This window comes from Rathayibacter sp. CAU 1779 (assembly GCF_054551755.1).
In genome coordinates this window covers 594,777-617,716 of record NZ_JBTOLK010000001.1, presented here as the reverse complement: position 1 = coordinate 617,716, position 22,940 = coordinate 594,777, and the positions used below count along the sequence as shown (strand labels likewise).

The window sequence follows — 22,940 nt, the reverse complement described above, 5'->3', positions numbered from 1 at the left end:
GTGCGCGTATCTCCTCGCGAAGGTGCGCGTATCTCCCCGCGAAGGTGCACGAATCTCCTCGCGAGAGTGTGCGAGTCTCCTCCCGAAAGTGCGCATTCGGACGCGCTCAGGGGCGTACTGCGCCCGTGACCATCCAGCGGTCGCCGTGGGCGCGCACGCCGAGGGTCACGGCCCGCGCGCCGAGGTATCCGACCGCGAACGCCAGCGTGAGCCAGGACTGCGCGGCGCTCCCGCCGAACGCGACGGCCAGCCACGCCAGCGGGACGAACACCGCGAGATTCGCGAGCCCCGTCGCAGCGAGGTAGCGGGCATCCCCGGCACCGATCAGCACACCGTCGAGCACGAACACGTAGCCGCCGAGCGGCGTCGTGACACCGAGGATCGCCAGCGGAACGGGAAGCAGCGCGAGCACGCTCGGGTCGGTCGTGAAGACCCATCCGAACACCGGACTCACGGCGATCAGCAGCACGCCGACGACGGTGCCGCCGCCCACGCCCCACCACAGACAGCGCCGGAGCACCGCGCGCGCGGATTCGAGGTCGCCGCGGCCGAGATCCCGTCCGATCAGCGCCTGTGCCGCGATCGCCAGCGCATCGAGTGCCAGCGCGACCGCGTTGTAGACGGCCATGGTCACCTGCCAGGCGGCGAGGGCGTCCGAGGAGATGTCCGTGGCCAGGAAGACGGCGAGCACGATCGCGGCGCGCAAGCTCGCCGTGCGCAGGAACAGCCACCAGCCCGTGCCGGACAACCCGCGGATCCCGGCCATCCGCACCCGCAGCGACGCCCCGGCGCGCCGCGCGTGCCGCACGGTGACCACGAGGTAGACGGCGGCCATGCCCCACTGCGCGATCACCGTTCCGACCGCCGACCCCTCCACGCCGAGGCCGACGCCGTAGATGAAGAGACCGTTCAGCGCGATGTTCGCCGCGAACCCGCCGGATGACACCCACAGCGGCGTGCGCGTGTCCTGCAAGCCGCGCAGCAGGCCCGCCGCGGCATACACGATGAGCATCGCGGGCAGCCCGGCCATGGACACCGCGAGATAGGCGGATGCCGGACCCGCGACATCCGCCTGCGCACCGAACAGTCCCACCAGAGTCGGAGCAAGCACCGCGCCGACCACGGCGAGCACGACTCCGATGCCGGTCGCGAGCCACATGCCGTCGACCCCAGCCTCGACCGCCTCGCGCTCGCTGCCGGCGCCGAGGCGCCGCGCAACGGCCGGCGTCGTCCCGTACGCCAGGAACACCATGAGCCCGACGATCGTCTGCAGGATGGCGCCAGCGATGCCGAGCGCGGCGAGCGGTGCGGATCCGAGGTGGCCGACCATGGCCGAGTCGGCGAGCAGGAAGAGCGGTTCCGCCACCAGTGCGCCGAATGCCGGGATCGCCAGCCGCATGATCTCGCGGTCGATGGCGCGGCGGGGCATCCCTCGACTGTATCCGCGGCCGAGCGTGCAGGCGTCTCGCGGACGAGACGAATCGCCGCGAGCGCCGTAGTGCACTTTCGGGAGGGGGAACGGGCACCCTCGGGAGGAGGAAGGCGCACCCTCGGGAGGGGGAACGGGCACTTTCGGGAGGAGGAAGGCGCACTTTCGGGAGGGGGAACGGGCACTTTCGGGAGGGGTTGCGCAGCATCGGGGCGGGGCATTGCGGACGACGGCGAGGAGGAGGAACATCGGCGTTCGGCTGAGGCCGTTAGCGTTCCGTTAGGAAGTTTCACAATTTTGTGAAACGCGCGTAGTGTCACGCCCATGACCTCAGTGATAGAGACCCGTGGACTGCAGAAGCGGTTCGGTCGGGTCCACGCTCTCGACGGACTCGACCTCACGGTGGGGGAAGGCGAAGTACACGGCTTCCTTGGACCGAACGGCGCAGGCAAGTCCACCACCATCCGAGTACTGCTCGGGCTGATTCGGCCATCGGGCGGTGACGCGAAGGTCTTCGGCGAAGATCCGTGGGGCAAGGCGAGCCGCCTGCACGAGCAGATCGCGTACGTCCCGGGCGATGTCGCGCTCTGGCCCAACCTGAGCGGCGGCGAGACCATCGACTTCATGGCGCGACTGCGCGGCGCGGACACGCGCTCAAACGAGTACAAGCAGCGCCGCGCACGGCTCGTCGACGCATTCCAGTTCGATCCGCGCAAGAAGGCGGGCACCTATTCCAAGGGCAACAGACAGAAGGTGTCGCTCATCGCCGCGTTCGCCGTGCCGGCGAGCCTGTACATCCTCGACGAACCCACGAGCGGCCTCGACCCCGTGATGGAGGCCGTGTTCTCCGAGGAGGTCGAGAGCATCAAGAAGAACGATGGTGCGAGCATCCTGCTCTCCAGCCACATTCTCTCGGAGGTGGAGGCGCTCTGCGATCGGGTGACCATCATCCGCGCGGGCACCGCTGTCGAGTCGGGAAGCCTCGCGGACCTGCGCCACCTGACGCGCACAGAGGTGTCGTTCCTCGCCGAAGGCGTCGATCTCGCCTCGGTCGAGGCCATCCCCGGGGCGCACGACGTGACGGTCGAGTCCGACCGCGTCCACTTCACCGTGGACAGTTCGGATGTCGCCTCCACCCTCCCCGGGCTCGGCGCGCTGAACGTGCAGGCCCTCACCGTGACACCGCCTTCGCTGGAAGAGCTCTTCCTGCGGCACTATGGCGACGAGATCACGGCGGCGGACAACTCGCTGGAACGGGTCTCGTGATGAGCGCCACAGCCGTACTCCTCCGATTCCGGTTGCGCCGCGACCGAATAGTCGTCCCGGTCTGGATCGTCGTGATGGCGTTCAGCGTGCTGTTCGTCGCCGCGGCGCTCGCGTCCACGTACAACACGGAGTCGCTGCGCGTGGCCGTCATCCGGCTGGCCGCTGTCGACCCGACTCTGCTTGCGCTGCGCGGGGATCCCGACGGCCCATCGGCAGGCTCGTTCTTCGTGATGGAGATCGGCGCCTACCTCCTCATCCTCGTCGGCTTCATGAACACGTTCCTCGCCGTGCGGCACACGCGCGCGGATGAGCAGGCCGGACGCGCCGAGCTCGTTCTCGCGACCAGGGCGTCCCGTCCGTCGATGACCGCCTCCACCTTGGTGCTCGCGGTGATCGCGAACGTGGGCGTCGGACTGTTCGGCGCGCTCGCCGCGATGGCGACCGGATACGACGGCCCGGGCTCCATCGTGCTCGGCTGGGCGCTCGCCACGACGGGCCTCGCGTTCTTCGGCATCGGGCTCCTGTTCGGGCAGATCTTCTCCACGTCGCGAGCGGCGAACGGATGGGGATCGGCGGCCGTCGGGCTCTTCTGGGTCGTGGCCGCCGCCGGGAACGCTGCCGGCAAGGTGTCCAGTGACGGATTGCACGTCACCCCCGGCGCCGCCATCTGGTTCACGCCCATCGGATGGGGTCTGCGCACCCTCCCGTACACACAGAACCTCTGGTGGCCGGGACTCCTGAGCCTGGCGCTCGCCGCCGTGCTCATCGTCGTGTCCGTGCTCTTGCAGGGTGTGCGCGACACGGGAGCAGGACTCGTCGCGGCTCGGCTCGGGCGAGGCACGGCATCCGCTGTGCTGCGGGGTCCGATCGGGCTGGCATGGCGGCTGCAGCGCGGATCGATCATCGGCTGGGGCATCGGCGCCGTGCTCGGCGGTGCCGCGATCGGCGGCCTCGGCAAGACGCTGAATGACAGCATCAGCCAGAACAAGGATCTGTCGAAGGCCATCGAGGAGATGGGCTCGGGAAACGGCACGGTGTTCGAGGTGTTCATCGGCGTGATGATCGCGCTGATCGGACTCGTCGTGGCCGGCGCGGCCATCCAGACCGCGATGCGGATGCGTCAGGAGGAGGCTGCGACGACGGCCGAGCTGGTGCTGGCAACGCCGGTCTCGCGACTGCGCTGGTTCGTGTCATACGTGGTCGTCGGGCTGGTGGCATCCGCCGTCATCCTCGCGCTCGCCGGGATCGTCGCGGGGAGCGCGCTGGCCAGCATCGACCAGAACCTCGTCGGCCAGACCATTCTGCTGTCGATCGCCCAGCTGCCGGCCGTTGCGGTCTACATGGGCGTGACGGCACTGGTGTTCGCGGTCATCCCGAGGCTCACCATCGCCGCCGGATGGATCGTGTTCGGAGTCGGCGTCGTGCTCGGCGAATTCGGCAGCCTGCTGAACCTGCCGGACTGGGTGCGACAGGTGGCGCCGACGGCACACACGGCCGTTCCGCCCATGTCGTCGGCCGACTGGAGCGGAACCTGGTGGCTCGTCGGGATCGCCGTTGTCGCCTTCGTCCTCGCGGGCATCGTCTTCACGAGGCGGGATCTCGTGTCGCACGGCTGACGCGCGGCCGGGCCGGACCGGGCGCCGGGTCCGTGCGGTGCCGGGGATGATCACGGCACGGTGGTCCGTCGAGGTGGCGGACCACCGTGTCACCGACCGGCAGAATCTATGGGGGAGGTGTCGTGGCACACGACGATGAGAAGCTTCGGGAGTACGCCGAGCACGCTGCTGCCGTGCTCAACGCCGCCGGTTTTCCGCGCATGCCCGCCAGGGTGCTCCTCGCGCTCAGCGTTGCCGACAGCGGCCTCACGGCGGCGGAGATCGCGGAGCGGCTCGACATCAGCGCGGCCGCTGTGTCCGGCGCCGTTCGGTACCTGCAGACGCTGGCCATGGTGCGACGCGTCTCGAAACCGGGAAGTCGTCGGGATGTCTACGACCTCCCGAACAACACCTGGTACGCCGCGAGCATGTCCGAGACCCGCATCTTCGACGCCATGATCAGCCTGACCGAGGCCGTCATGCCCGCCACAGGAGGAACGCAGACGCCTGTCGGGGCGCGCCTCGACGAAATGCTCGGCTTCTTCCGGTTCATCAGGAGCAGGCTGCCTGAGCTTCTTCGGGAGTGGGATGCGCAGCGTCGCGGGCGGCACGATCTTTCGTCCGGCTCCTCTCCGTCGCCACAGTCCTCTCCGTCGCCATAGTCGCCTCAGTCGCCGGACGACGACAGACCCTAGGCTTGAGCCCATGACTGAAGCGGCGCAGAAGCCAGCAGGCGTGGGCGAAGAGGGTGCGGCATCCGTGCTCGAATCGGGGATCCTGCTCGAGGAACTCGACCCGGGCATCCGCCCCCAGGACGACCTCTTCCGGCACGTGAACGGCAAGTGGATCAACCGCACCGAGATCCCCGCCGACAAGGCCAGGTGGGGGTCGTTCATGATCCTTGCGGAGGAGTCGGAGAAGGCCGTTCGTGAGATCATCGATGCCGCCCAGGATGCGCAGGAGGGCACGGAGGCACGCAAGTTCGGCGACCTCTACGGCAGCTTCATGGACACCGATCGCATCGAGCAGCTCGGCGTATCTCCTGTGGAGTCCCGCCTCGCTCTCGCGGGCAACGTCGACTCCGTCGACACCCTGCTGGAGACCATCGGACACCTGGAGAAGAGCGGGCTGAGCGGCTTCTACCAGTTGTTCGTCGACAACGATCCGGGCAATCCCGAGCGCTATCTCGTGTTCGTCGAGCAGGGCGGCATCTCGTTGCCCGACGAGAGCTACTACCGCGAGGAGCAGTTCGCGCCCATCCGTGCGGCGTTCGTCGCGCACGTGCAGCGCATGTTCGAGCTCGCCGGATCCCAGGACGCCCCGCGCCGCGCCCAGAACGTCTTCGACCTCGAGACGGCCATCGCGAAGCACCACTGGGACAACGTCGCCAGCCGCGACAGCGAGAAGACCTACAACCTCTACAGCTGGACGGATGCCGCATCCCTCGCCCCCGACGTCGCCCTCGGCGTGTGGCGAGACGCGCTCGGCGCACCCGACGGGTCCCTGGACGAGCTCGTGCTGCGTCAGCCGAGCTTCACGACCGGTCTCGCCTCGCTCCTCACCGCGGACCGTCTCACGCAGTGGACGGACTGGCTGAGCTGGCGTGTGCTGCACGACGCAGCGCCCTACCTCAGCGGCGACTTCGTCGATGCGAACTTCGACTTCTACGGGCGCACGCTCACCGGCACTCCGCAGATCCGCGAGCGATGGAAGCGCGGCGTCTCGCTCGTCGAGGGCGCGATGGGCGAGGCCGTCGGACGCGTCTACGTCGAGGAGCACTTCCCGCCGGAGTCGAAGCGGCGCATGGACATCCTGGTCGGCAACCTCATCACCGCGTACGAGAAGTCGATCCGCACGCTGGAATGGATGGGCGAGGACACCCGCAATCGCGCGCTCGACAAGCTCGCCAAGTTCACGCCGAAGATCGGGTACCCGGTGAAGTGGCGCGATTACTCGAGCCTGCTCGTCGACCCCACCGACCTGATCGGCAATGTGCGCCGCTCGGCCGAGTTCGAGTTCAACCGTGAGCTGGGCAAGATCGGCAAGCCGCTCGACCGCGACGAGTGGTTCATGACGCCGCAGACCATCAACGCGTACTACAACCCCGGGTTCAACGAGATCGTGTTCCCGGCGGCCATCCTGCAGTTCCCGTTCTTCGACCCGAACCGGGATGACGCGGCCAACTACGGCGCGATCGGCGCGGTCATCGGGCACGAGATCGGGCACGGCTTCGACGACCAGGGCTCCAAGTTCGACGGTGACGGCAAGCTCGAGGACTGGTGGACGGGAGCGGACCGCGCAGCGTTCGAGAAGCGCACCCACGCGCTGATCGCGCAGTACGACGCGCTCGCCCCCGCGCAGGTGCCGGACAAGCACGTCAACGGCGCGCTCACGATCGGCGAGAACATCGGCGATCTCGGCGGACTCGGCATCGCGTGGAAGGCGTATCTCCTCTCGCTGCACGGCGAGGAGCCTGCTGTGATCGACGGGCTGACCGGTGCCGAACGGTTCTTCCTCTCCTGGGCACAGGCCTGGCAGCAGAAGGGTCGCGACGCGGAGGTCATCCGCCTGCTGGCGATCGATCCGCACTCGCCGAACGAGTTCCGCTGCAACCAGATCGTGCGCAACATCGACGCCTTCTACGACGCGTTCGATGTGCGGAAGACGGATGCCGCGTGGCTCGATCCCGAGGAGCGCGTACGCATCTGGTGATTCGGCTTCGACGATCGACCCCGGCAGGGGCGATTGAGGGTGGGAAGCACGAGCTGGCTCGTGGGGCCGGCCCGATTGAGCCCTCGGGCCGCGTGTGCGATGACACGTTCGTGCGGTCGGTCGTCGTGGTTTGATGGAGGGAACCAGATGCCGCGACGGGGGAGCAGCATCCGTCTTACGTCCGCACGTCGATGAGGAATGACCAGATCGTGAGCGCTCCCGTCCAGGGTTCGGAACGTCGAGCCAGGCACAACGGGGGTCGCCGCGGAAAGCATCGCGGACACGAGCCGGCCGAGAGCTTCAGCCGTGGATTCGCCGCGCTCGGCGAACTGGCCCTGGCCGGAGTGCAGGTGTCCGCGCGTGCCGTCGACCTGGCCACGGGCGCCGTGCTCTTCTCGGTCGACGATCACGTCGTCATGCCGACGGCGTCGATCGGCAAGGTCCTGTTGCTCATCGAGCTGGCGGCACGACTGGAGTCCCGAGAGACGAGCTCCCTCAGCCTGGTGGATCGCACCCAGCCGGATGCTGTGGCCGACTCCGGCATCTGGCAGCACCTCGCTGCTCCCTCCCTGCCACTCGCCGACCTCGCCGCGCTGGTCGGCGCGACGAGCGACAACCTCGCCACCAACGTGCTGCTGCGTCGCATCGGGCTCGACGCCGTGCGGGTTCGCACCGAGACGCTCGGCCTGAAACACACGGCCATGCTCGATCTCGTGCGCGACCACCGCGGGCCGGATGACGCTCCACAGCTCTCCGTCGGCAGCGCCAAGGAGCTCACCTGGCTGTTCTCCGCGCTCGCCAGGGGCGAGGTCGTCGACGCGGGCACCAGCAAGCGGGTCATCGGCTGGCTCTCGCTCGGCCACGACCTCTCCATGGTGGCCAGCGCGTTCGGACTGGATCCGCTCGCCCACCGCGCCCCGGATCACGGTCTCCTGCTCGTCAACAAGACCGGCACCGACTCCGGCGTGCGGGGTGAGGTCGGGGTGCTCAGAGGTCCACGCGCAGGCGTGGCATACACGGTGTGCACGGCGTTCGACGACGGGGATCTGTCCACGCGCCTCGGCGTCCTCGACGGGATGCGCGCGGTCGGCCGCGACCTGCTCGACTACGTGCACTGACGACTGAGGCGATAGCCATGCTGGCCGGCTCGATCGGCGGAGCCGATGGAGTCAGTCGGGTGGCGCAGCCACGACTGGTGACGCCCATGTTCGACGTCCCGCACCCAACGCCCGCGCTCGACGCCCCTGTGCCGGCATATGCCCGCGGCGGAATGCTCTGCGTCCCCTCCGACGACGCGCGATGCAGTCGAGGACGACAGGGGCCGTTCTGCGGGCGCTCAGACGCTCGGATCGCTCCGGATCCAATGACGGCACGAGGCCCCCGGATCCCGCTTGCCATCTACTGACTCGGAGTCAGCACGTGTCGAGCGAAGACGGCCGGATCTGTGCGGAACCTGGCCGCGACGCCGTGTAATCACTTTGTAAAGATTTGGCACAATGCCCGGCCCATCCGTTGCGGCGCGTGAGAACACTCGTCTACGGTTCTTGAACATTGCAACCGTGTAATACGGGGCCCGACACCCCGGCACAGACGCGTGAAAGGCATTTTCATGGCATCCAAGAGGATCATCGGAGCGCTCGCCGCCGCAGCAGCGGTAGCGCTCCTGACGGCTGGTTGTGTCAACCAGGCGTCGACGGGGGGCTCGACCTCCGCAACGAGCAAAGTCGACCTTCCGGTCCAGACGTCGATCGACGTGCCGAAAGACGCCGTGCTGCCCGCCGGTGACGGAAAGGCGACCTGCGACAGCAATCTCACGCTCGCCTACATCGGAGCGGAGACGGGCCCGAACGCTCAGCTGGGCATCAACATCTACAACGGCGTGCAGCTCGCGATCGACCAGCACAACAAGGCCAACCCGGGCTGCCAGGTGCAGTTCAAGAAGTTCGACACCGAGGGCGACCCGACCAAGGCGACCGGTCCGGTGACGCAGGCGGTCAACGAGTCCGACATCATCGGCGTCGTCGGCCTTCCGTTCTCCGGTGAGTCGCAGGCGACGGGCGGAATCTTCGAGCAGGCGGACCTCGTGCACATCACGGCGTCGGCGACCAACCCGGGCCTGACGAAGAACGGTTGGACGACGTTCTTCCGCGCACTGGGCAACGACAACGTGCAGGGCCCGGCGGCAGCCACGTTCATCACCAAGGAGTTGAAGCTTCCGAAGGTCTACGTCGTCCAGGACGACTCGGACTACGGCATCGGCCTCTCCACGGCGATCCAGAAGGCGCTCGGCTCGAAGGTCGTCGGCACCGACAAGGTGACGACGGGTCAGAAGGACTTCTCCGCGACGGTCTCCAAGATCATCAACGCGAAGCCCGACGCGGTGTTCTACTCCGGCTACTACGCGGAGGGTGCGCCGTTCGACCAGCAGCTTGTCAACAAGGGCTACAAGGGCGTGTTCGTCGGCCCTGACGGCGTGAAGGACGACCAGTTCATCAAGCTTGCCGGCAACGCATCCGACAACGCGTACTTCACCTGCCCCTGCATCCCCGGCGAGCTGATCAAGACCTTCTCCGACCAGTACCAGGCGGCGTTCAACGCGGCTCCCGGTACCTACTCGATCGAAGGTTACGACTCGGCGACCATCCTCCTTGCCGGCATCGACAAGGGCAACACCGACCGTGCCAAGCTCAAGGACTGGGTCAAGAACTACAACGCAGACGGCCTGAGCAAGCACTACCAGTGGAACTCCGTCGGTGAGCTCGCGAAGTCGACCGTGTACGGCTACAAGGTCGACAGCGGCAAGATCGTGTCAGTGGGTGCGATCGGCTAGCTAGGAGCGCCAAAGCTCAAGCGGCAATTTCGGGCCGCGCCGTGGGGCGACGACATCGAGCCTCACGGCGCGGCCATGCTTGACCCGAATCAGTCGGAACCCGACGACGTAGTCGGGGATCGACGCGGCACCGGAAGACCCACATGCTCGTAACACTGCTCTCCCTACCGGCCGCGCTGCCGGCATCCGTCCCCACCGACAACGGCTGGATCAGCTTCGACGTCAACTCTCTGGTTCAGAACTTCTGGCCGGCCACCTTCGACGGGCTCACGTTCGGCGCCATCTACGCGCTCATCGCCCTCGGCTACACGCTCGTCTACGGCGTGCTCAACCTCATCAACTTCGCGCACTCCGAGGTCTTCATCATGGGGTGCTACGGCGTGGTGTTCACGCTGACCACCCTCGGTTTCGGACCCAACCCGCCGAACCTGTCCATCTGGGCGATCATCATGAACCTCGTGCTGGCGATGATCGTCGGCATGGTCTTCTCCGTCGTCACGGCGTTCATCGTCGAGAGGGTGGCCTACCGTCCGCTTCGGCGTCGTGGAGCCTCCCGTCTGGCGTTCCTCATCACGGCGATCGGCGCCTCGTTCTCCATCCAGTACCTGATCTTCCTGACGCGCGGCTCGAACGCCGAACCGGCGGTGACGATGTTCATCCCGACCCCGGTGTTCCAGGTGTTCGGCGCGATCATCGACAGCCAGCAGCTCACCATCGTGATCGCGGCCGTCGTCCTGATGGTGCTGACGGATCAGTACATCCGCCGCACTCGTGTGGGACGCGGCATCCGTGCCGTCGCCCAGGATCCCGACACGGCCACGCTCATGGGCGTGAACAAGGACCGGATCATCGTCACCACGTTCGTCATCGGCGGCATCCTCGCGGGTGCCGCCGCTCTGTTCTACGTGATGAAGGTGCCGAGCGGCGTCATCTACAACGGCGGATTCGTGCTCGGCATCAAGGCGTTCGCCGCAGCCGTGCTCGGCGGGATCGGCAACGTGCGGGGCGCTCTGCTCGGCGGTCTGCTCATCGGCGTCATCGGCAACTACGGTCAGCTGCTGCTCGGCGACTCGCAGTGGACAGACGTCGTCGCGTTCATCGTGCTGGTGCTGGTGCTGCTGGTCCGGCCGTCCGGATTGCTCGGACAGACCCTCGGAAGGAGCCGCGCATGAGCGCCATCGGAGGCGGCACCCCCATCCCCAGTGCCCGCGCAACGCAGCTGCTGGATCAGCACGAGGCGGTCGGCGGCCGCAAGCAGTTCCTCGGCGGATGGCGCAGGCGCTGGAACCGCATGGCGCGGTGGCAGCAGTGGCTGTTCCTGCTCATCGTGCTGGCAGCGGTCTACTACCTGCCGATCGCCAACCCGTGGCTGATCACCACAGAGCCGGGCAACGACTTCCCGATCGCGTGCTTCCAGATGGCGGTCTACGCGCTCGTCGCGGTCGGCCTGAACGTCGTGGTCGGATTCGCGGGCCTGCTCGACTTGGGATACATCGCGTTCTTCGCGATCGGCTCGTACACGGCGGCGTTCTTCACCTCGCCGGACTCGTCGCTCATCCATCTGCCCTACCTGTGGACCCTGCCCCTGGCGCTCGGCATCGCGATGGTGTTCGGCGTGGCGCTCGGACTCCCGACCCTCCGCCTCCGCGGCGACTATCTGGCGATCGTCACGCTCGGCTTCGGTGAGATCATCCGCATCCTGGCCACGATCATCCCAGCGGCACGCGGCCAGGTCGGGTTCAAGGAGGTCGGGCATCCGCCGGGGACGGATGCCCAGGGTCACCCGATCTTCTCCGTCTCGAACGGCACTCCCTGGTACTGGCTGGCCGTGACGGTCGTCGTGCTGATCCTGCTGCTCGTCGGCAACCTCGAGCGCAGCCGTGTGGGACGCGCCTGGATCGCGATCCGCGAGGACGAGGATGCCGCCGAGATCATGGGTGTTCCGACGTTCAAGTTCAAGCTGTGGGCGTTCGCGATCGGCGCCGGCATCGGCGGCCTCTCCGGCGCACTGTTCGCCGGCCAGGTCGGATTCGTGAACAACCAGAAGTTCGACGTCGCGACCTCGATGCTGTTCGTCGCGGCCGTCGTGCTCGGCGGGTCAGGCAACAAGGTCGGTGCCATCCTCGGTGGTGCGATCGTGGCGTACATCCCGCTGCGATTCACGGCGATCGCGGACTACAAGTATCTGATCTTCGGCGTCATCCTGATCGTGCTGATGATCTTCCGCCCACAGGGCCTGATCGCGGCGAAGGCCCACCTGCTGACGTACTCGCGAGTGGTAGGCGACAAGATCGCGGAGCTGAGAGCCGCGCGAGCGAAACCGGGCGATCCCGTGCCTGCCGGTGCGGCGGCATCCGTCGCGGCGGATGACAGCGCAAGCGGCCTCGAAGGCGGCGGAACCTGCAGCGCCGTGAACGGCGGAGTCCCGAACACCGCCGCCGTCGACGACACGAGTGGTGACACGACCGGAGAAACGATCGACGGCGCGAAGGGAGGCACAGAATGAGCGAGCCGCGCGACGGCATCCCCGAGGACGAACGTCCGGAGCGGGTGCCTGCCGAGAACGACCCGAACGTCGGCGCCATCCCCGAGCCGGTCCCGAACCAGGGTCCGGAGAACGTCGACCTCACTGACATCGGGCCGGATCCGTCGGAGACTGCCGACGCCGACGTGCCCGACGAAGCCGAGAATGCGGCGACGCTCGCCGAGGCCGGCGTCGATGAGGAGCTCGCCGAAGCGGCGGCATCCGAGCGCGAGATCGCCGTCGAGGTGGGCGAGAAGCTCGTCGAGGTGAAGGCCGTCACGGTGAAGTTCGGCGGCCTCACGGCGCTCGACGACGTGACGTTCCACATCAACCGAGGCGAGATCCTCGGCCTGATCGGTCCGAACGGTGCAGGCAAGACGACCGCGTTCAACGCGATGACCGGCGTCTATCGGCCCACCAGCGGCGACGTGCTCATGGAGGGCTCCTCGATCAAGGGCAAGAAGCAGCACAAGATCACCAGGGCCGGTCTCGCGCGTACGTTCCAGAACATCCGCCTCTTCGGCGAGATGACGGCGCTCGAGAATGTCGTCGTCGGCCTGGATGCCCGCCACAAGACGAGCGTGCCCGGCGCGCTGGTGCGCAGTCCCCGGCACTACCGGGAGGAGAAGTCCTCGATCGAGCGCGGCATGGCGCTGTTGGAGTTCGTGGGCATCGCGGACTCCGCGGACACGCTGTCCAGGCACCTGCCCTACGGCAGCCAGCGTCGTCTCGAGATCGCGCGGGCGCTGGCGACGGATCCGAAGGTGCTCTGCCTCGACGAACCGGCGGCCGGATTCAACCCCGCGGAGAAGGACCAGTTGATGGACCTCATCCGCACGATCCGCGCCGACGGCTACACCGTGCTGCTCATCGAGCACGACATGAGGCTCGTGATGGGCGTGTGCGACAGGATCGTCGTGCTGGAGTTCGGAAAGAAGATCGCGGACGGATCCCCCGCCGAGGTGCGCAACGACCCTCGTGTGATCTCCGCCTACCTGGGAGAGCCCGATGACGACGCTGCTTGAACTGAAGGATGTCGTCGTCGGCTACGGCCGGATCGAGGCGTTGCACGGTCTGTCGTTCACCGTTCAGGAGGGCGAGATCGTCTCGCTGATCGGTGCGAACGGCGCGGGCAAGACCACGACGATGAAGGCGATCTCGGGTCTCCTCAACCTGACCAAGGGCTCGATCACGTTCGACGGTCAGGACATCAGCAAGATGAAGGCGCACGTACGCGTCGTGAAGGGCATCTCGCAGGCACCGGAGGGACGTGGCATCTTCCCCGGCATGACGGTGCTCGAGAACCTGGACATGGGCACGTACGGGCGCAAGGATCGCACGGGCGTCAAGGAGGATCTCGACCGCGTGTTCGGTCTGTTCCCGCGACTTCTGGAGCGCAAGTCGCAGCTCGGCGGCACGATGTCCGGCGGCGAGCAGCAGATGCTCGCGATCGGGCGGGCGCTCATGGGCCGGCCTCGTCTGCTGCTGTTGGACGAACCGTCGATGGGACTCGCACCGCAGTTCATCAAGCAGATCTTCCGCATCATCTCCGAGATCAACGAGCAGGGGACCACGATCCTGCTCGTCGAGCAGAACGCGAATCAGGCGCTCGCGCGTGCGGACCGCGCCTTCGTGCTGGAGACCGGAACGATCACGCACAGCGGGACGGGCCGGGAGCTGCTGGCGAACACCGCCATCAAGGAGGCGTACCTGGGCGTCGCGTGACGCCAGGCGTCGCTGGTTGAGCTTGTCGAGCACCGCTGGTTGGGTCCGGGACTCAACCGGCGGTGGGGGCTCAGCCGGCGGCGGCGCGATGCGCGAGGAACTCGTCTTCCGCTTCGTAGTCGAACCAGGCATCCGCTCCGTATCGCCGCACGAGGTGCGGGAAGAGCGCACGCCAGGATGTCTGTCGCCACTTCGCCCCGTTGACGACGTCGACGATCCATTCGATGTCGTCGTGCACCGCGGTGCGGTAAGGCGCGGGCACCGTGAACCCAAGCTCGTCCTCGGCGCGGCGCGTGCTGAGCACGATCGGAGTCGGCGTCGACCACGGTGTGCTCCCGACGCCGCGCGCCGGAGCACCGGGAACCGGGACGAGCTCGACGCTGTGGCCCATCGCATCGAACACGGCGTTCGCGATGTCCGTCACCGTCACGTCGTCGTCTGCCACGTTGAGCACGCGCTTGGCCGGTGCCTCCGCGCACAGCCTGGACAGCTCCGCGATCGCCTCTGTCGAGGTGGGGCTGAACCGGCTGGCGCCGTCGTATGCGAGCACGGCGTGTTCGCGGTGATCGAGCACACGCTTCACGAAGTACCACTCGCGCAGCGCCACGCTGAACGGTCCGTGCACCGCACCCGGACGCAGGATGCTCACCGGCAGCTCGTCCGCGTCGAGGAGCGCTCGCTCCAGCCCTGCCTTCAGCACCCCGTACGTCGGCGCCCCTTCGGTGACGGTGGGCTGCGACTCGTCGATGGGGTCGGGGAAGCGGGGCATGGCATCCTCGCTCGTCGCCGTGTCGAGGCTGCGGCCGTCGGCATCCTGGTAGACCGCTCCCGTCGAGATGACGACGACGGATCCGACGAGGCCGGCCAGCTGCGCGAGCTGCTGCGCGTGTCGCGGTTCGTAGGCGACGGCATCCAGCACCAGGTCGTGTCCGTCGGCGAGAGGGATCAGCGTCTCCGTGTCGTCGCGGTCGAGGCGCACCGTTGTGACATCGAGGTCGATCAGCATCGGATCGCCCTCGTGCGCGCCGCGATGCGCGATCATCACCGACCAGCCGCGTTCGGCGAGATGGCGTGCCGTCGCGACACCGATCTGTCCGGTGCCGCCGATGATGAACGCCGTCTTGACCCCGCCCGCCATACGACAACGGTAGCCGCGGCGGGATGATGCGGGAACGCCGAGGTCGGCCGGCGTCTTACGATTCCGCTCCCCAGCGCGCACGGCCGTCACATCGCTCCGCGATGCGACGGAATCGGCGGCCGGGGCCAGGCTCGACCGGCGATTGCTTCGGCGCTGCGTCTACTGCGGAGGACCGACCGGTGAGATGACGGTCAGCAGGTGCACGTTCGCATTCTGACAGGCGGTCAGGTTGGAGGCCTGCACGAAAGCCGACTTCGTGGAGTGCGGCGGGTAGATGCGCAGGCCGTCGGCCTTCAGCGGCTGGCATTCGCTCGAGTCGTAGTTGCGTGCCTGGGCGATCTTGAGGTTCGACACCACGGCGGATCCCGGCTGGAGCGTGTTCTGCACGATGGTCTGCGATGTGTCCCAGTCGGCCGGTGCGCCGAGTTGCGTGCCGTTCCCGTTGCCCACGAACGAGACGCCGGGGAACCCGTGCAGCTCGCACGCCTTCGACGACGTGTTCGTGAAGTCGATCGGCAGGTACTCGCTGCCCGCCGCGCCGCTCGGCGTGCCGAGGGTGATCGACAGGTCGTCAACCGAGCACGTGGGCGTCGCACCGGAGGTGGCCGTGGAGGTCGGCGTCGCCGTGCCGGTGCTCGTCCGCGTCGGACTCGCCGTCGGCGTGACCGTCGGACTCGCCGTCGGCGAGCCCTTGCCCCCGTTCGCGAATGCCATCACCGCGATCAGCACGAGCAAGGCCACGACGACGACGGCCAGCACGATGATCGCGATCGTGCGACCGCGGATGCCCTTGCGCGCCTTGTCCGGATCTCCCGGATCCTCCGGTCCGCCCGATCCGCCGTCACCGCCGGTGCCGCCCCCGTCGCCGAGCGGTTCGGGGAATCCCTGCTCATCGCTCATTGCCCCATCGTGCACCGGATCCGTTGCACAGTCCGGGCGAATCGCCCCGCTGGCTCACAGGCGATACCGAAGTCGGCGGGCCGCCGGCCGGCGTCGCCTCGGACACGCGCGGCGCATTCGCAGCCGGCCAAGCGCGGCGAGCCCCACCGCCCGACCGCTGGTCGAGCCCTCATCGCAGCACCGCCGGCTGAGCCCGACGGTTCCTCGAACTACTGTCGCGCGGCAGCGAACTCCGATTCGAGAAGGCCGAAGATGGCCACGTCGTGCCACTCGCCCTCGATGTTGTCGCGCTCCCGCAGCAAAGCCTCGCGCGTCATGCCGAGGATCTCGCACAGGCGAGCGGATGCCTCGTTCGCGGCATCCAGTTCGGCGTAGACCCGGTGCGCCCCGAGTTCGCCGAACGCGATCCCGAGCAGAGCGGTGGCTGCCTCGGTGGCGAAACCGCGACCGTGGACGGCCGGATGGAACACCCATCCGATCTCCACCTGGGCGTCCTTCGAGCTCTTCACGGAGATGCTCACGTCACCGATCACGCGGTGGTCGGTCGATCCGTCGGTGGCGCAGAGCTCGACCGCGAAGATGAGGCCGTCACCGTCGCGCGACAGGCGCTCCAGCGCGATGCGCTTCTCGAGGTTCTTGGCCGGCTCGTCGTGGTCGTGGGCCTCCCAGCGGAGGTAGCGCACGACATCCGTGCGCTTCTGGTAGTTCTCGCTGCGGTGCTCGAGATCCGCTTTCGTGAGCGGACGCAGCCGCAGCCGTTCCGTGGCGATCTCGCGAGTCTCGAAGGGCAGTGCCAGCAATCCGGCCCCGATCGTCGTCTCGGATGTCATGGTCTGGTCCGTCCCCTCGTGGATGCTCCCGACGGGTCGCGCAGTGTCGCTCGCACGTCGTCGGGAAGCTTCTGCGGCATCCGCCCGATCAGGATGCCGTGCCTTCGTCAGCAACGATACGCAGGGTGGGCCGTGCTTCCGAATCGAGGCCGAACACGGCATTCACGCCGGCGATGAACGACTCGGCGTCGCCGTCCCGTGCGAGCTCCCTGGCGCGGGAGGACGGCGTGTGCAGCAGCACTCCGACGAGGTGGCGGAGTGCTGCCTCCGCCTGACCGTCGGGGTCGCCACGGCGCTTGGCGCGCTCGATCTCGGCGTCGAGCAGCGCGAAAACGTGGGATCGCAGCGCGACGATGGCGGGCTCGGCCGCGAACTCGTCGCCCTTGGCGGCGAATTCCGCGGCCGCGTCGCTCACGATCCCGCGCGCGCGGTCCGTGGCGGTGAAGTCCTCGAGGGGGGCGTGCAGTCCGATGGTCTCGAGGTCAAGCAGTTCGGTGCCGGAGACCCACGCGACGTCGCGATCGACGTTGCGGGGAAGGCCGAGGTCGACGATGAGCCGGTGCACGACGGCATCCGGCAGGTGGCTGGCTTTCTCCACGAGGTCGCGGTCGAGCAGCACGGTCGGCGCGACACTGCAGGTGACGACGAGGTCGGATGCCGCGACAGCCTCGACGAGTCCTTCGCGACCCACCGCGGCGATGCCGTGCTTCAGGGCGAACGCCTGCGCACGTCCGGTGCGCGACCACACGCGCACGTCCTCGGCGCCGCGATCGCGCAGCGCCTTGAGGCTGGCTGCCGCGTAGTTGCCCGTTCCGACGAGCAGGATGCGAGCGCTGGACCAGTCCGCGATACGGCTCTCGGCCAGCTCGAGGGCGAGGCGGACGATCGACCGTCCCGCCGACCCGACCTTCGTGCCGTTCTTCACGTCGCGCGAGACGCGCGAAGCGTTCTGGAACAGGCGCTCGAGCTCCCGGGTCGCACTGCCGTGATGGCGCGCGTTCTCCAGGGCACGGCGCACCTGTCCGGCGATCTCGCCCTCCCCGACGACGAGAGACTCGAGGCCACTCGCGACGGAGAAGAGGTGGTCGGCGACGGCACGGTGATGCACGACGGCCGTTGAGGCCCGCAGCTCATCGGGCGCGACGCCTGTGGCGTCGCTGACGGCGGCGAGGGCGAGGGCGGCGGCATCCGCTGCGGTGGCATCCGTCACCTCGAGATAGGCCTCGAAGCGGTTGCAGGTGGCCAGCACGACGGAGCCCGCGAAGGCATCCGTGCGCGCTCGCAGTGCAGCGTCGACGTCACCCGCGTGCCGTTCGAGCCGTTCGAGGAGCTCGAAGTCGGCCGTGCGGTGGCTCGCGGTGAAGCAGAGAAGCACGGGTTAGATGGTACGCCGCGAAAGCTGTGCGTCTGACCGCCGTGACGCCGCGCATCGGCCGTGCCGGTCATCCAGGTGCGGGTGTGAGAATCGAGTACGTGACTTTCGCCGACGCGCAGCCCGGAATCGACCGCACGGAGATCGCCGGCACCGGAACAGACGGTGCCGCGACCGACCGCACCGCCCAGGGACGTGAGCCGTCGGGCGCACTCTCGGCGGAGCATCCGCTCGTCTCCGGTCGCACGTCGCGGTCGCCGCTCATCACCGCCTATGCCGGCAAGCGCCCTGACGTGCTTCCCGTGTGGTTCATGCGTCAGGCAGGGCGGTCGCTGCCCGAATATCGCGAGTTGCGGGCCGGCATCGGCATGCTCGACTCCTGCCTCGATCCCGCCATGGCCAGCGAGATCACGCTGCAGCCCGTTCGTAGACACAAGGTCGACGCGGGCATCTTCTACAGCGACATCGTGGTGCCGCTGAAGCTCGCGGGCGTCGACATCGACATCGTGTCCGGCAAGGGTCCGGTGCTCGGCAAGCCCGTCCGCACGGCCGACGAGGTTGCGGCACTGCCGACGCTGGATCCGGATGCCCTCACCCCCGTCGCGGACGGCGTGCGTGCGACAGTGGCCGGCCTCGCCGAACTGGGTGACATCCCGCTGATCGGCTTCGGCGGGGCGCCGTTCACCCTCGCCGCGTATCTCGTGGAGGGCGGCCCGTCGAAGGATCACATCCGCGCCCGCACACTCATGCACTCGGATCCGGACACCTGGCAGGCACTCATGGCGTGGGCAGCCGACATCACGGGGACGTTCCTGCGCGCCCAGGTGCTCGCCGGCGCGAGCGCCGCGCAGCTTTTCGACTCGTGGGCGGGCGCGCTGTCGCTGGAGGATTACACGCGCCACGTGGCACCGGCATCCGCTCGCGCGCTGTCGTTCGTGCGCGACCTGTCGTATCCCGACCCGGAACGGGCCGCGGATGCGGTGTCGGCGCACGCCGTGGAGCGGAACGTGCCGATCGTGCACTTCGGTGTCGGCACGAGCGAGCTGCTGCGCGCCATGCACGACATCGGCACCGACGTGATCGGTGTCGACTACCGGGTGCCGCTGGACGAGGCCAGCCGCAGGCTCGGCAACATCGTTCCGCTGCAGGGCAACATCGACCCCGCCTACCTGGATGCCCCGTGGCCGGTCCTGGAGGCGCACGTGCGCGATGTCGTGCAGCGCGGTCGCAGCGCACCCTCGCACGTGCTGAACCTGGGCCACGGCGTTCCGCCGGAGACGGATCCCACGGTGCTCACGCGGATCGTCGAGCTCGTGCACGGGCTCGGAGAATGAGCGACACCAAAGGAGACGCCGCGCGCGAGGCGGCACGCGACGCGTTCGAGCATGCCATCACGGATGCGCCGACGCGCGTCGTCGTCATCGGCGGCGGCGCGGCAGGGCTCGTCGCCGCGAGGGAGATCGCGCGTCCCGGATTCGATGTCATGGTGCTCGAAGCGCGGCCGACGCTCGGCGGAAGCGTCGCCCGGCACGAGGTCGCAGGCATCACGCTCGACGCCGGGGCGGAGAGCTTCGCCACCCGCGGCGGACACGTCGCCTCCCTCATCGACGACCTGGGACTGACCGCGGAGGTCGTGACCCCGCTCGCGGCCGGCGCCTGGCTGCAGCTGCCGGGGCGCGCCGTGCCGACGCCCAAGGCGGGGATGCTCGGCATCCCGAGCTCGCCGCTCGCGTCCGACGTGATCGCGGCCATCGGCTGGGGCGGGGCGCTGCGCGCGTACCTGGACCGGCTCATGCCCGTGCTGAAGATCGGCGAAGAGCGCAACCTCGGCCGGCTCGTGCGTCGCCGCATGGGCGCGGCCGTGCTCGACAACCTCGTGGCCCCCGTGACGACGGGCGTGTACTCGGCGTCGCCGTACGATCTCGACGTGACCGTCGCCGCGCCCGGCTTGAACCAAGCCCTGACCCGTACGGGCTCGCTGTCCGGCGGCGTGGCGGAGCTGCGCGAGTCCGCCAAGGCGGGCTCCGCCGTCGGCGGACTGATCGGCGGCATGGCCCGCTTGATCGACGTGCTCGCAACGGATGCCACGGCCCGCGGTGCCCGCCTCCGCACCGACGCCGACGTGCTCGGGTTGGCGCCCGCCGACCGACCGGCCGGCGCGGGCGCGGGGGAATCGGCGGTCAGAGGCGGTGCCGCCGGGAACCGTGCGGTGAAGGACGGTGCGGCGCAGGATGGCGCGACGCAGGACGGCGCGGTGCAGGACGGCGGGGTGCAGGACACTGCAGCGGATGACGCGCTCGCCGCATCCGTCGACGCGGTGTTCGGAGACGTGCGGCCCGACGACACGATGACCGACGGCAGCGCGCAGTCGGTCCGCTCGGACGAGGATTCCGCGCGTCCCGCCCGCTGGCGCGTGACGCTCGCCGACGGCGAGACGATCGACGCCGACGCGGTGCTGCTCGCCGTGCCATCGGATGCCGCTCTGCGGTTGCTGGGGCAGGCATCCGAAACCTTGGAGCCGCTCGCCGGTCTCGGCTGGCCCGCCGCGTCGACCGTGGACATCGTCACGCTCGTGATCGACGACGCGCGTCTCGATGCCGCGCCGCGCGGCACAGGGATGCTCGTGGCCGAGACCGTGCCGGCATCCGAAGTCTCCGCCAAGGCGCTGACGCACGTCACCGCGAAGTGGCCGTGGGTGGCGCAGCAGCTCCCCGCCGGTCGGCATGTGCTCCGGCTCTCGTACGGACGGGCCGGATCGCCCAGCCCGCTGGAGGGTCTCGACGGTGGCTCTGTGCGCTTGCAGGCAATCGCCGATGCGTCAACCCTCTTGAATATTCCGCTAGCGGAATCTACTGTCGTCGCATCGGACGTAGTGCGCTGGACCAACGCACTCCCGGTCGCCGCAGAGGGGGAGCGGGAGCGCATCGGTGCGGTGCGCGATGCGGTCGAACGCGTGAACGGACTCGAAGTGACCGGCTCCTGGCTGACCGGAACCGGGCTCGCCTCGGTGGTTCCGGACGCGCGCAAGGCAGCCGAGCACATCCGCGCACTACGCTGGAAGACGCTGACCGACACAGCCGGGACCGACGCAGACGGGCCTGGTGTAGACGGGGCCAGCGCAGACGCAACCGACAAGAACTGACCGCGTGGGCCCGAACCGACACAAGGGCGAACGCGGCAAGGGTGGGGGCACCATGAAGGGCAAGGTTCTCTTCGTCGTCGGACTGGGGGTCGGGTACGTTCTCGGCACCCGCGCCGGACGACAGCGGTATGAGCAGATCAAGTCCGCTGCGCAGCGGGTGTGGGAATCGCCTGCCGTGCAGAAGCAGGTGCACACGGTTCAGGGCTACGCGGCCGATCGCATCGGCGACCTCGGCACCGTCGTGACGGACGGCCTCAAGCGGGCCGTGACCAATTCGGGCGGATCCAGGAGCGGAGCGGCGAAGTCGTCCGCGTCGGGCTCGAGGTCGGGGACGACGCATTCCGGGTCGTCGGGTGCGAAGTCGAGTACCGCCAAGGCGAGCGGAACCCGTTCGAGTGGATCCGGCTCGAGTGGATCCGCTTCCAGCGGATCCCGTTCCAGCGGATCCAAGGGTTCCGGTGGAAAGGCCTCCGGCGGCAAGTCGGGCGGAGGGTCGGCGTCGAAGTCCGGTGGATCCGGCAGCGGCTCGAGCGGATCGGACGGGCAGGCGTCCTGATGTCCGAGAGCACTCGGCCGGCCGGTTCGGGATCGCGCGACAGGCGCTCGCTCATCCAGTTGCTGAAGGAGCTGCCCGGCCTGGTGGTCGCGCTGCTCAAGGCGGAGCTGGCGCAGCTCAAGGCTGAGCTCATCCGCAAGGCGATCAGCGCGGGCATCGGAATCGGCCTGTTCCTCGTCGCCGGTGCCGTGCTGTTCTTCATGCTCGGCACGCTCGTGGCCGCCGCGATCCTCGGGATCGCCGTTGCGCTGCCCGCCTGGCTGGCTGCGCTGATCGTCGCCGGTGGTCTGCTCGTGATAGCGGCGGTGCTGATCCTCGTCGGAGTGGCCGTGCTCAAACGCGGGATGCCGCCCGCGCCGACGGAGACGATCGAGAGCGTCAAACAAGACGTCAACGCGGTGAAGGGGCTGGGCGACTATGACCGCTGAACCGAGGAACACCGATCCGAGGAACACCGACCCGAGGAACACCGACCCGAGGACACCCGGGTCGGTGCACGGCGCGCCCGACGCATCACGTGGAGCGAAGCGGGATGCCGCGGTCGGCGCGGCGAAAGGCAAGGGATCCGATCCGGTGGCCGACGTCGCCGCGGCGCGTGCCGAGCTCGCCGCCACCCTCGATGCGCTCCAGGACAAGCTCAACGTGCCCAAGCGCATCCGCATCGCCGCCGAGGAGAACCCGATCGGGCTCGGTGCGGTGACGCTCGGGGTCGTGGCCGCGATCGCGGGCGCGGTGTGGCTGACGGTCTGGATGCTGCGCCGCAAATAGTCAGCGGTTCGGCCGCTCGTGTATACACGAGCGAGTGTTCACGACGGGAGTTCGCCGCGGAATCCCCGTGCGGGCTTGTCCCTCGTGGGGTGGCGTCCTAGTGTCGGTACACATTGAGTGACCGCCGAGAAGCACAAGGATGCGCCTCCCGAT

20 protein-coding genes are annotated in these 22,940 nt (G+C 68.4%); 15 read left to right on the top strand and 5 right to left on the bottom strand.

The window, feature by feature from the left end:
• Positions 1-106: 106 nt before the first annotated feature.
• Positions 107-1,429 carry an MATE family efflux transporter gene (locus tag ACX9R5_RS02670; RefSeq protein WP_459407463.1) on the bottom strand — a complete coding sequence of 441 codons (1,323 nt, stop codon included), beginning with the start codon at positions 1,427-1,429 and terminating at the stop codon, positions 107-109.
• A gap of 324 nt (positions 1,430-1,753) precedes the next feature.
• Here ACX9R5_RS02670 and ACX9R5_RS02665 point away from each other — a divergent pair, with 324 nt between their 5' ends.
• From ACX9R5_RS02665 to ACX9R5_RS02620, 10 genes are all read left to right on the top strand, one after another.
• Positions 1,754-2,695 (top strand): ABC transporter ATP-binding protein, encoded by a 942-nt coding sequence (locus tag ACX9R5_RS02665; RefSeq protein WP_459407462.1) that lies wholly within the window; start codon positions 1,754-1,756, stop codon positions 2,693-2,695.
• Positions 2,695-4,311: an ABC transporter permease gene (locus tag ACX9R5_RS02660; protein WP_459407461.1), complete on the top strand. Its 1,617-nt coding sequence runs from the start codon at positions 2,695-2,697 to the stop codon at positions 4,309-4,311. The genes ACX9R5_RS02665 and ACX9R5_RS02660 overlap by 1 nt, the downstream gene beginning before the upstream one ends.
• 122 nt (positions 4,312-4,433) lie before the next feature.
• A complete protein-coding gene (locus tag ACX9R5_RS02655; RefSeq protein WP_459407460.1) occupies positions 4,434-4,952 on the top strand; it encodes a GbsR/MarR family transcriptional regulator in 519 nt (172 codons plus the stop codon).
• A gap of 43 nt (positions 4,953-4,995) precedes the next feature.
• A complete protein-coding gene (locus tag ACX9R5_RS02650; protein ID WP_459407459.1) occupies positions 4,996-7,002 on the top strand; it encodes a M13 family metallopeptidase in 2,007 nt (668 codons plus the stop codon).
• Positions 7,003-7,211: 209 nt separating this feature from the next.
• The gene (locus ACX9R5_RS02645; RefSeq protein WP_459407458.1) at positions 7,212-8,120 is read left to right on the top strand and encodes a serine hydrolase; all 909 of its coding nucleotides are present in this window, start codon (positions 7,212-7,214) and stop codon (positions 8,118-8,120) included.
• A 491-nt stretch (positions 8,121-8,611) separates the two neighbouring features.
• Positions 8,612-9,832 carry a branched-chain amino acid ABC transporter substrate-binding protein gene (locus ACX9R5_RS02640; protein ID WP_459407457.1) on the top strand — a complete coding sequence of 407 codons (1,221 nt, stop codon included), beginning with the start codon at positions 8,612-8,614 and terminating at the stop codon, positions 9,830-9,832.
• Positions 9,833-9,975: 143 nt separating this feature from the next.
• Entirely contained in the window at positions 9,976-11,004 is a 1,029-nt protein-coding gene (locus ACX9R5_RS02635; RefSeq protein ID WP_459407456.1) for a branched-chain amino acid ABC transporter permease, read from the top strand.
• Positions 11,001-12,338 carry a branched-chain amino acid ABC transporter permease gene (locus tag ACX9R5_RS02630; protein WP_459407455.1) on the top strand — a complete coding sequence of 446 codons (1,338 nt, stop codon included), beginning with the start codon at positions 11,001-11,003 and terminating at the stop codon, positions 12,336-12,338. Before ACX9R5_RS02635 ends, ACX9R5_RS02630 begins: the two co-directional genes overlap by 4 nt.
• A 251-nt stretch (positions 12,339-12,589) precedes the next feature.
• Complete coding sequence (locus ACX9R5_RS02625; RefSeq protein ID WP_459409018.1) at positions 12,590-13,381, top strand: ABC transporter ATP-binding protein; 792 nt, start codon at positions 12,590-12,592, stop codon at positions 13,379-13,381.
• Complete coding sequence (locus ACX9R5_RS02620) at positions 13,365-14,081, top strand: ABC transporter ATP-binding protein (RefSeq protein WP_459407454.1); 717 nt, start codon at positions 13,365-13,367, stop codon at positions 14,079-14,081. The genes ACX9R5_RS02625 and ACX9R5_RS02620 overlap by 17 nt, the downstream gene beginning before the upstream one ends.
• A 70-nt stretch (positions 14,082-14,151) precedes the next feature.
• Here ACX9R5_RS02620 and ACX9R5_RS02615 read toward each other — a convergent pair whose 3' ends face one another.
• The 4 genes from ACX9R5_RS02615 to ACX9R5_RS02600 form a co-directional block, all read right to left on the bottom strand.
• Entirely contained in the window at positions 14,152-15,219 is a 1,068-nt protein-coding gene (locus tag ACX9R5_RS02615; protein WP_459407453.1) for an NAD-dependent epimerase/dehydratase family protein, read from the bottom strand.
• A 159-nt stretch (positions 15,220-15,378) separates the two neighbouring features.
• On the bottom strand, positions 15,379-16,119 hold the full coding sequence (locus ACX9R5_RS02610) for a DUF4232 domain-containing protein (protein ID WP_459407452.1): 741 nt from the start codon (positions 16,117-16,119) through the stop codon (positions 15,379-15,381).
• 209 nt (positions 16,120-16,328) lie between these two features.
• Positions 16,329-16,949 carry a GNAT family N-acetyltransferase gene (locus ACX9R5_RS02605; RefSeq protein WP_459407451.1) on the bottom strand — a complete coding sequence of 207 codons (621 nt, stop codon included), beginning with the start codon at positions 16,947-16,949 and terminating at the stop codon, positions 16,329-16,331.
• 88 nt (positions 16,950-17,037) lie between these two features.
• A complete protein-coding gene (locus tag ACX9R5_RS02600) occupies positions 17,038-18,324 on the bottom strand; it encodes a glutamyl-tRNA reductase (RefSeq protein WP_459407450.1) in 1,287 nt (428 codons plus the stop codon).
• A 140-nt stretch (positions 18,325-18,464) separates the two neighbouring features.
• Here ACX9R5_RS02600 and hemE point away from each other — a divergent pair, with 140 nt between their 5' ends.
• The 5 genes from hemE to ACX9R5_RS02575 are packed head-to-tail and all read left to right on the top strand — an operon-like array spanning position 18,465 to position 22,787.
• On the top strand, positions 18,465-19,655 hold the full coding sequence (gene hemE, locus ACX9R5_RS02595; RefSeq protein WP_459409017.1) for a uroporphyrinogen decarboxylase: 1,191 nt from the start codon (positions 18,465-18,467) through the stop codon (positions 19,653-19,655).
• Positions 19,652-21,463 (top strand): protoporphyrinogen/coproporphyrinogen oxidase, encoded by a 1,812-nt coding sequence (locus ACX9R5_RS02590; RefSeq protein WP_459407449.1) that lies wholly within the window; start codon positions 19,652-19,654, stop codon positions 21,461-21,463. The genes hemE and ACX9R5_RS02590 overlap by 4 nt, the downstream gene beginning before the upstream one ends.
• Positions 21,464-21,467: 4 nt before the next feature.
• Entirely contained in the window at positions 21,468-22,019 is a 552-nt protein-coding gene (locus tag ACX9R5_RS02585; RefSeq protein WP_459407448.1) for a hypothetical protein, read from the top strand.
• On the top strand, positions 22,019-22,447 hold the full coding sequence (locus ACX9R5_RS02580; RefSeq protein ID WP_459407447.1) for a phage holin family protein: 429 nt from the start codon (positions 22,019-22,021) through the stop codon (positions 22,445-22,447). Before ACX9R5_RS02585 ends, ACX9R5_RS02580 begins: the two co-directional genes overlap by 1 nt.
• On the top strand, positions 22,437-22,787 hold the full coding sequence (locus ACX9R5_RS02575; protein ID WP_459407446.1) for a DUF3618 domain-containing protein: 351 nt from the start codon (positions 22,437-22,439) through the stop codon (positions 22,785-22,787). Before ACX9R5_RS02580 ends, ACX9R5_RS02575 begins: the two co-directional genes overlap by 11 nt.
• Positions 22,788-22,940: the final 153 nt, after the last annotated feature.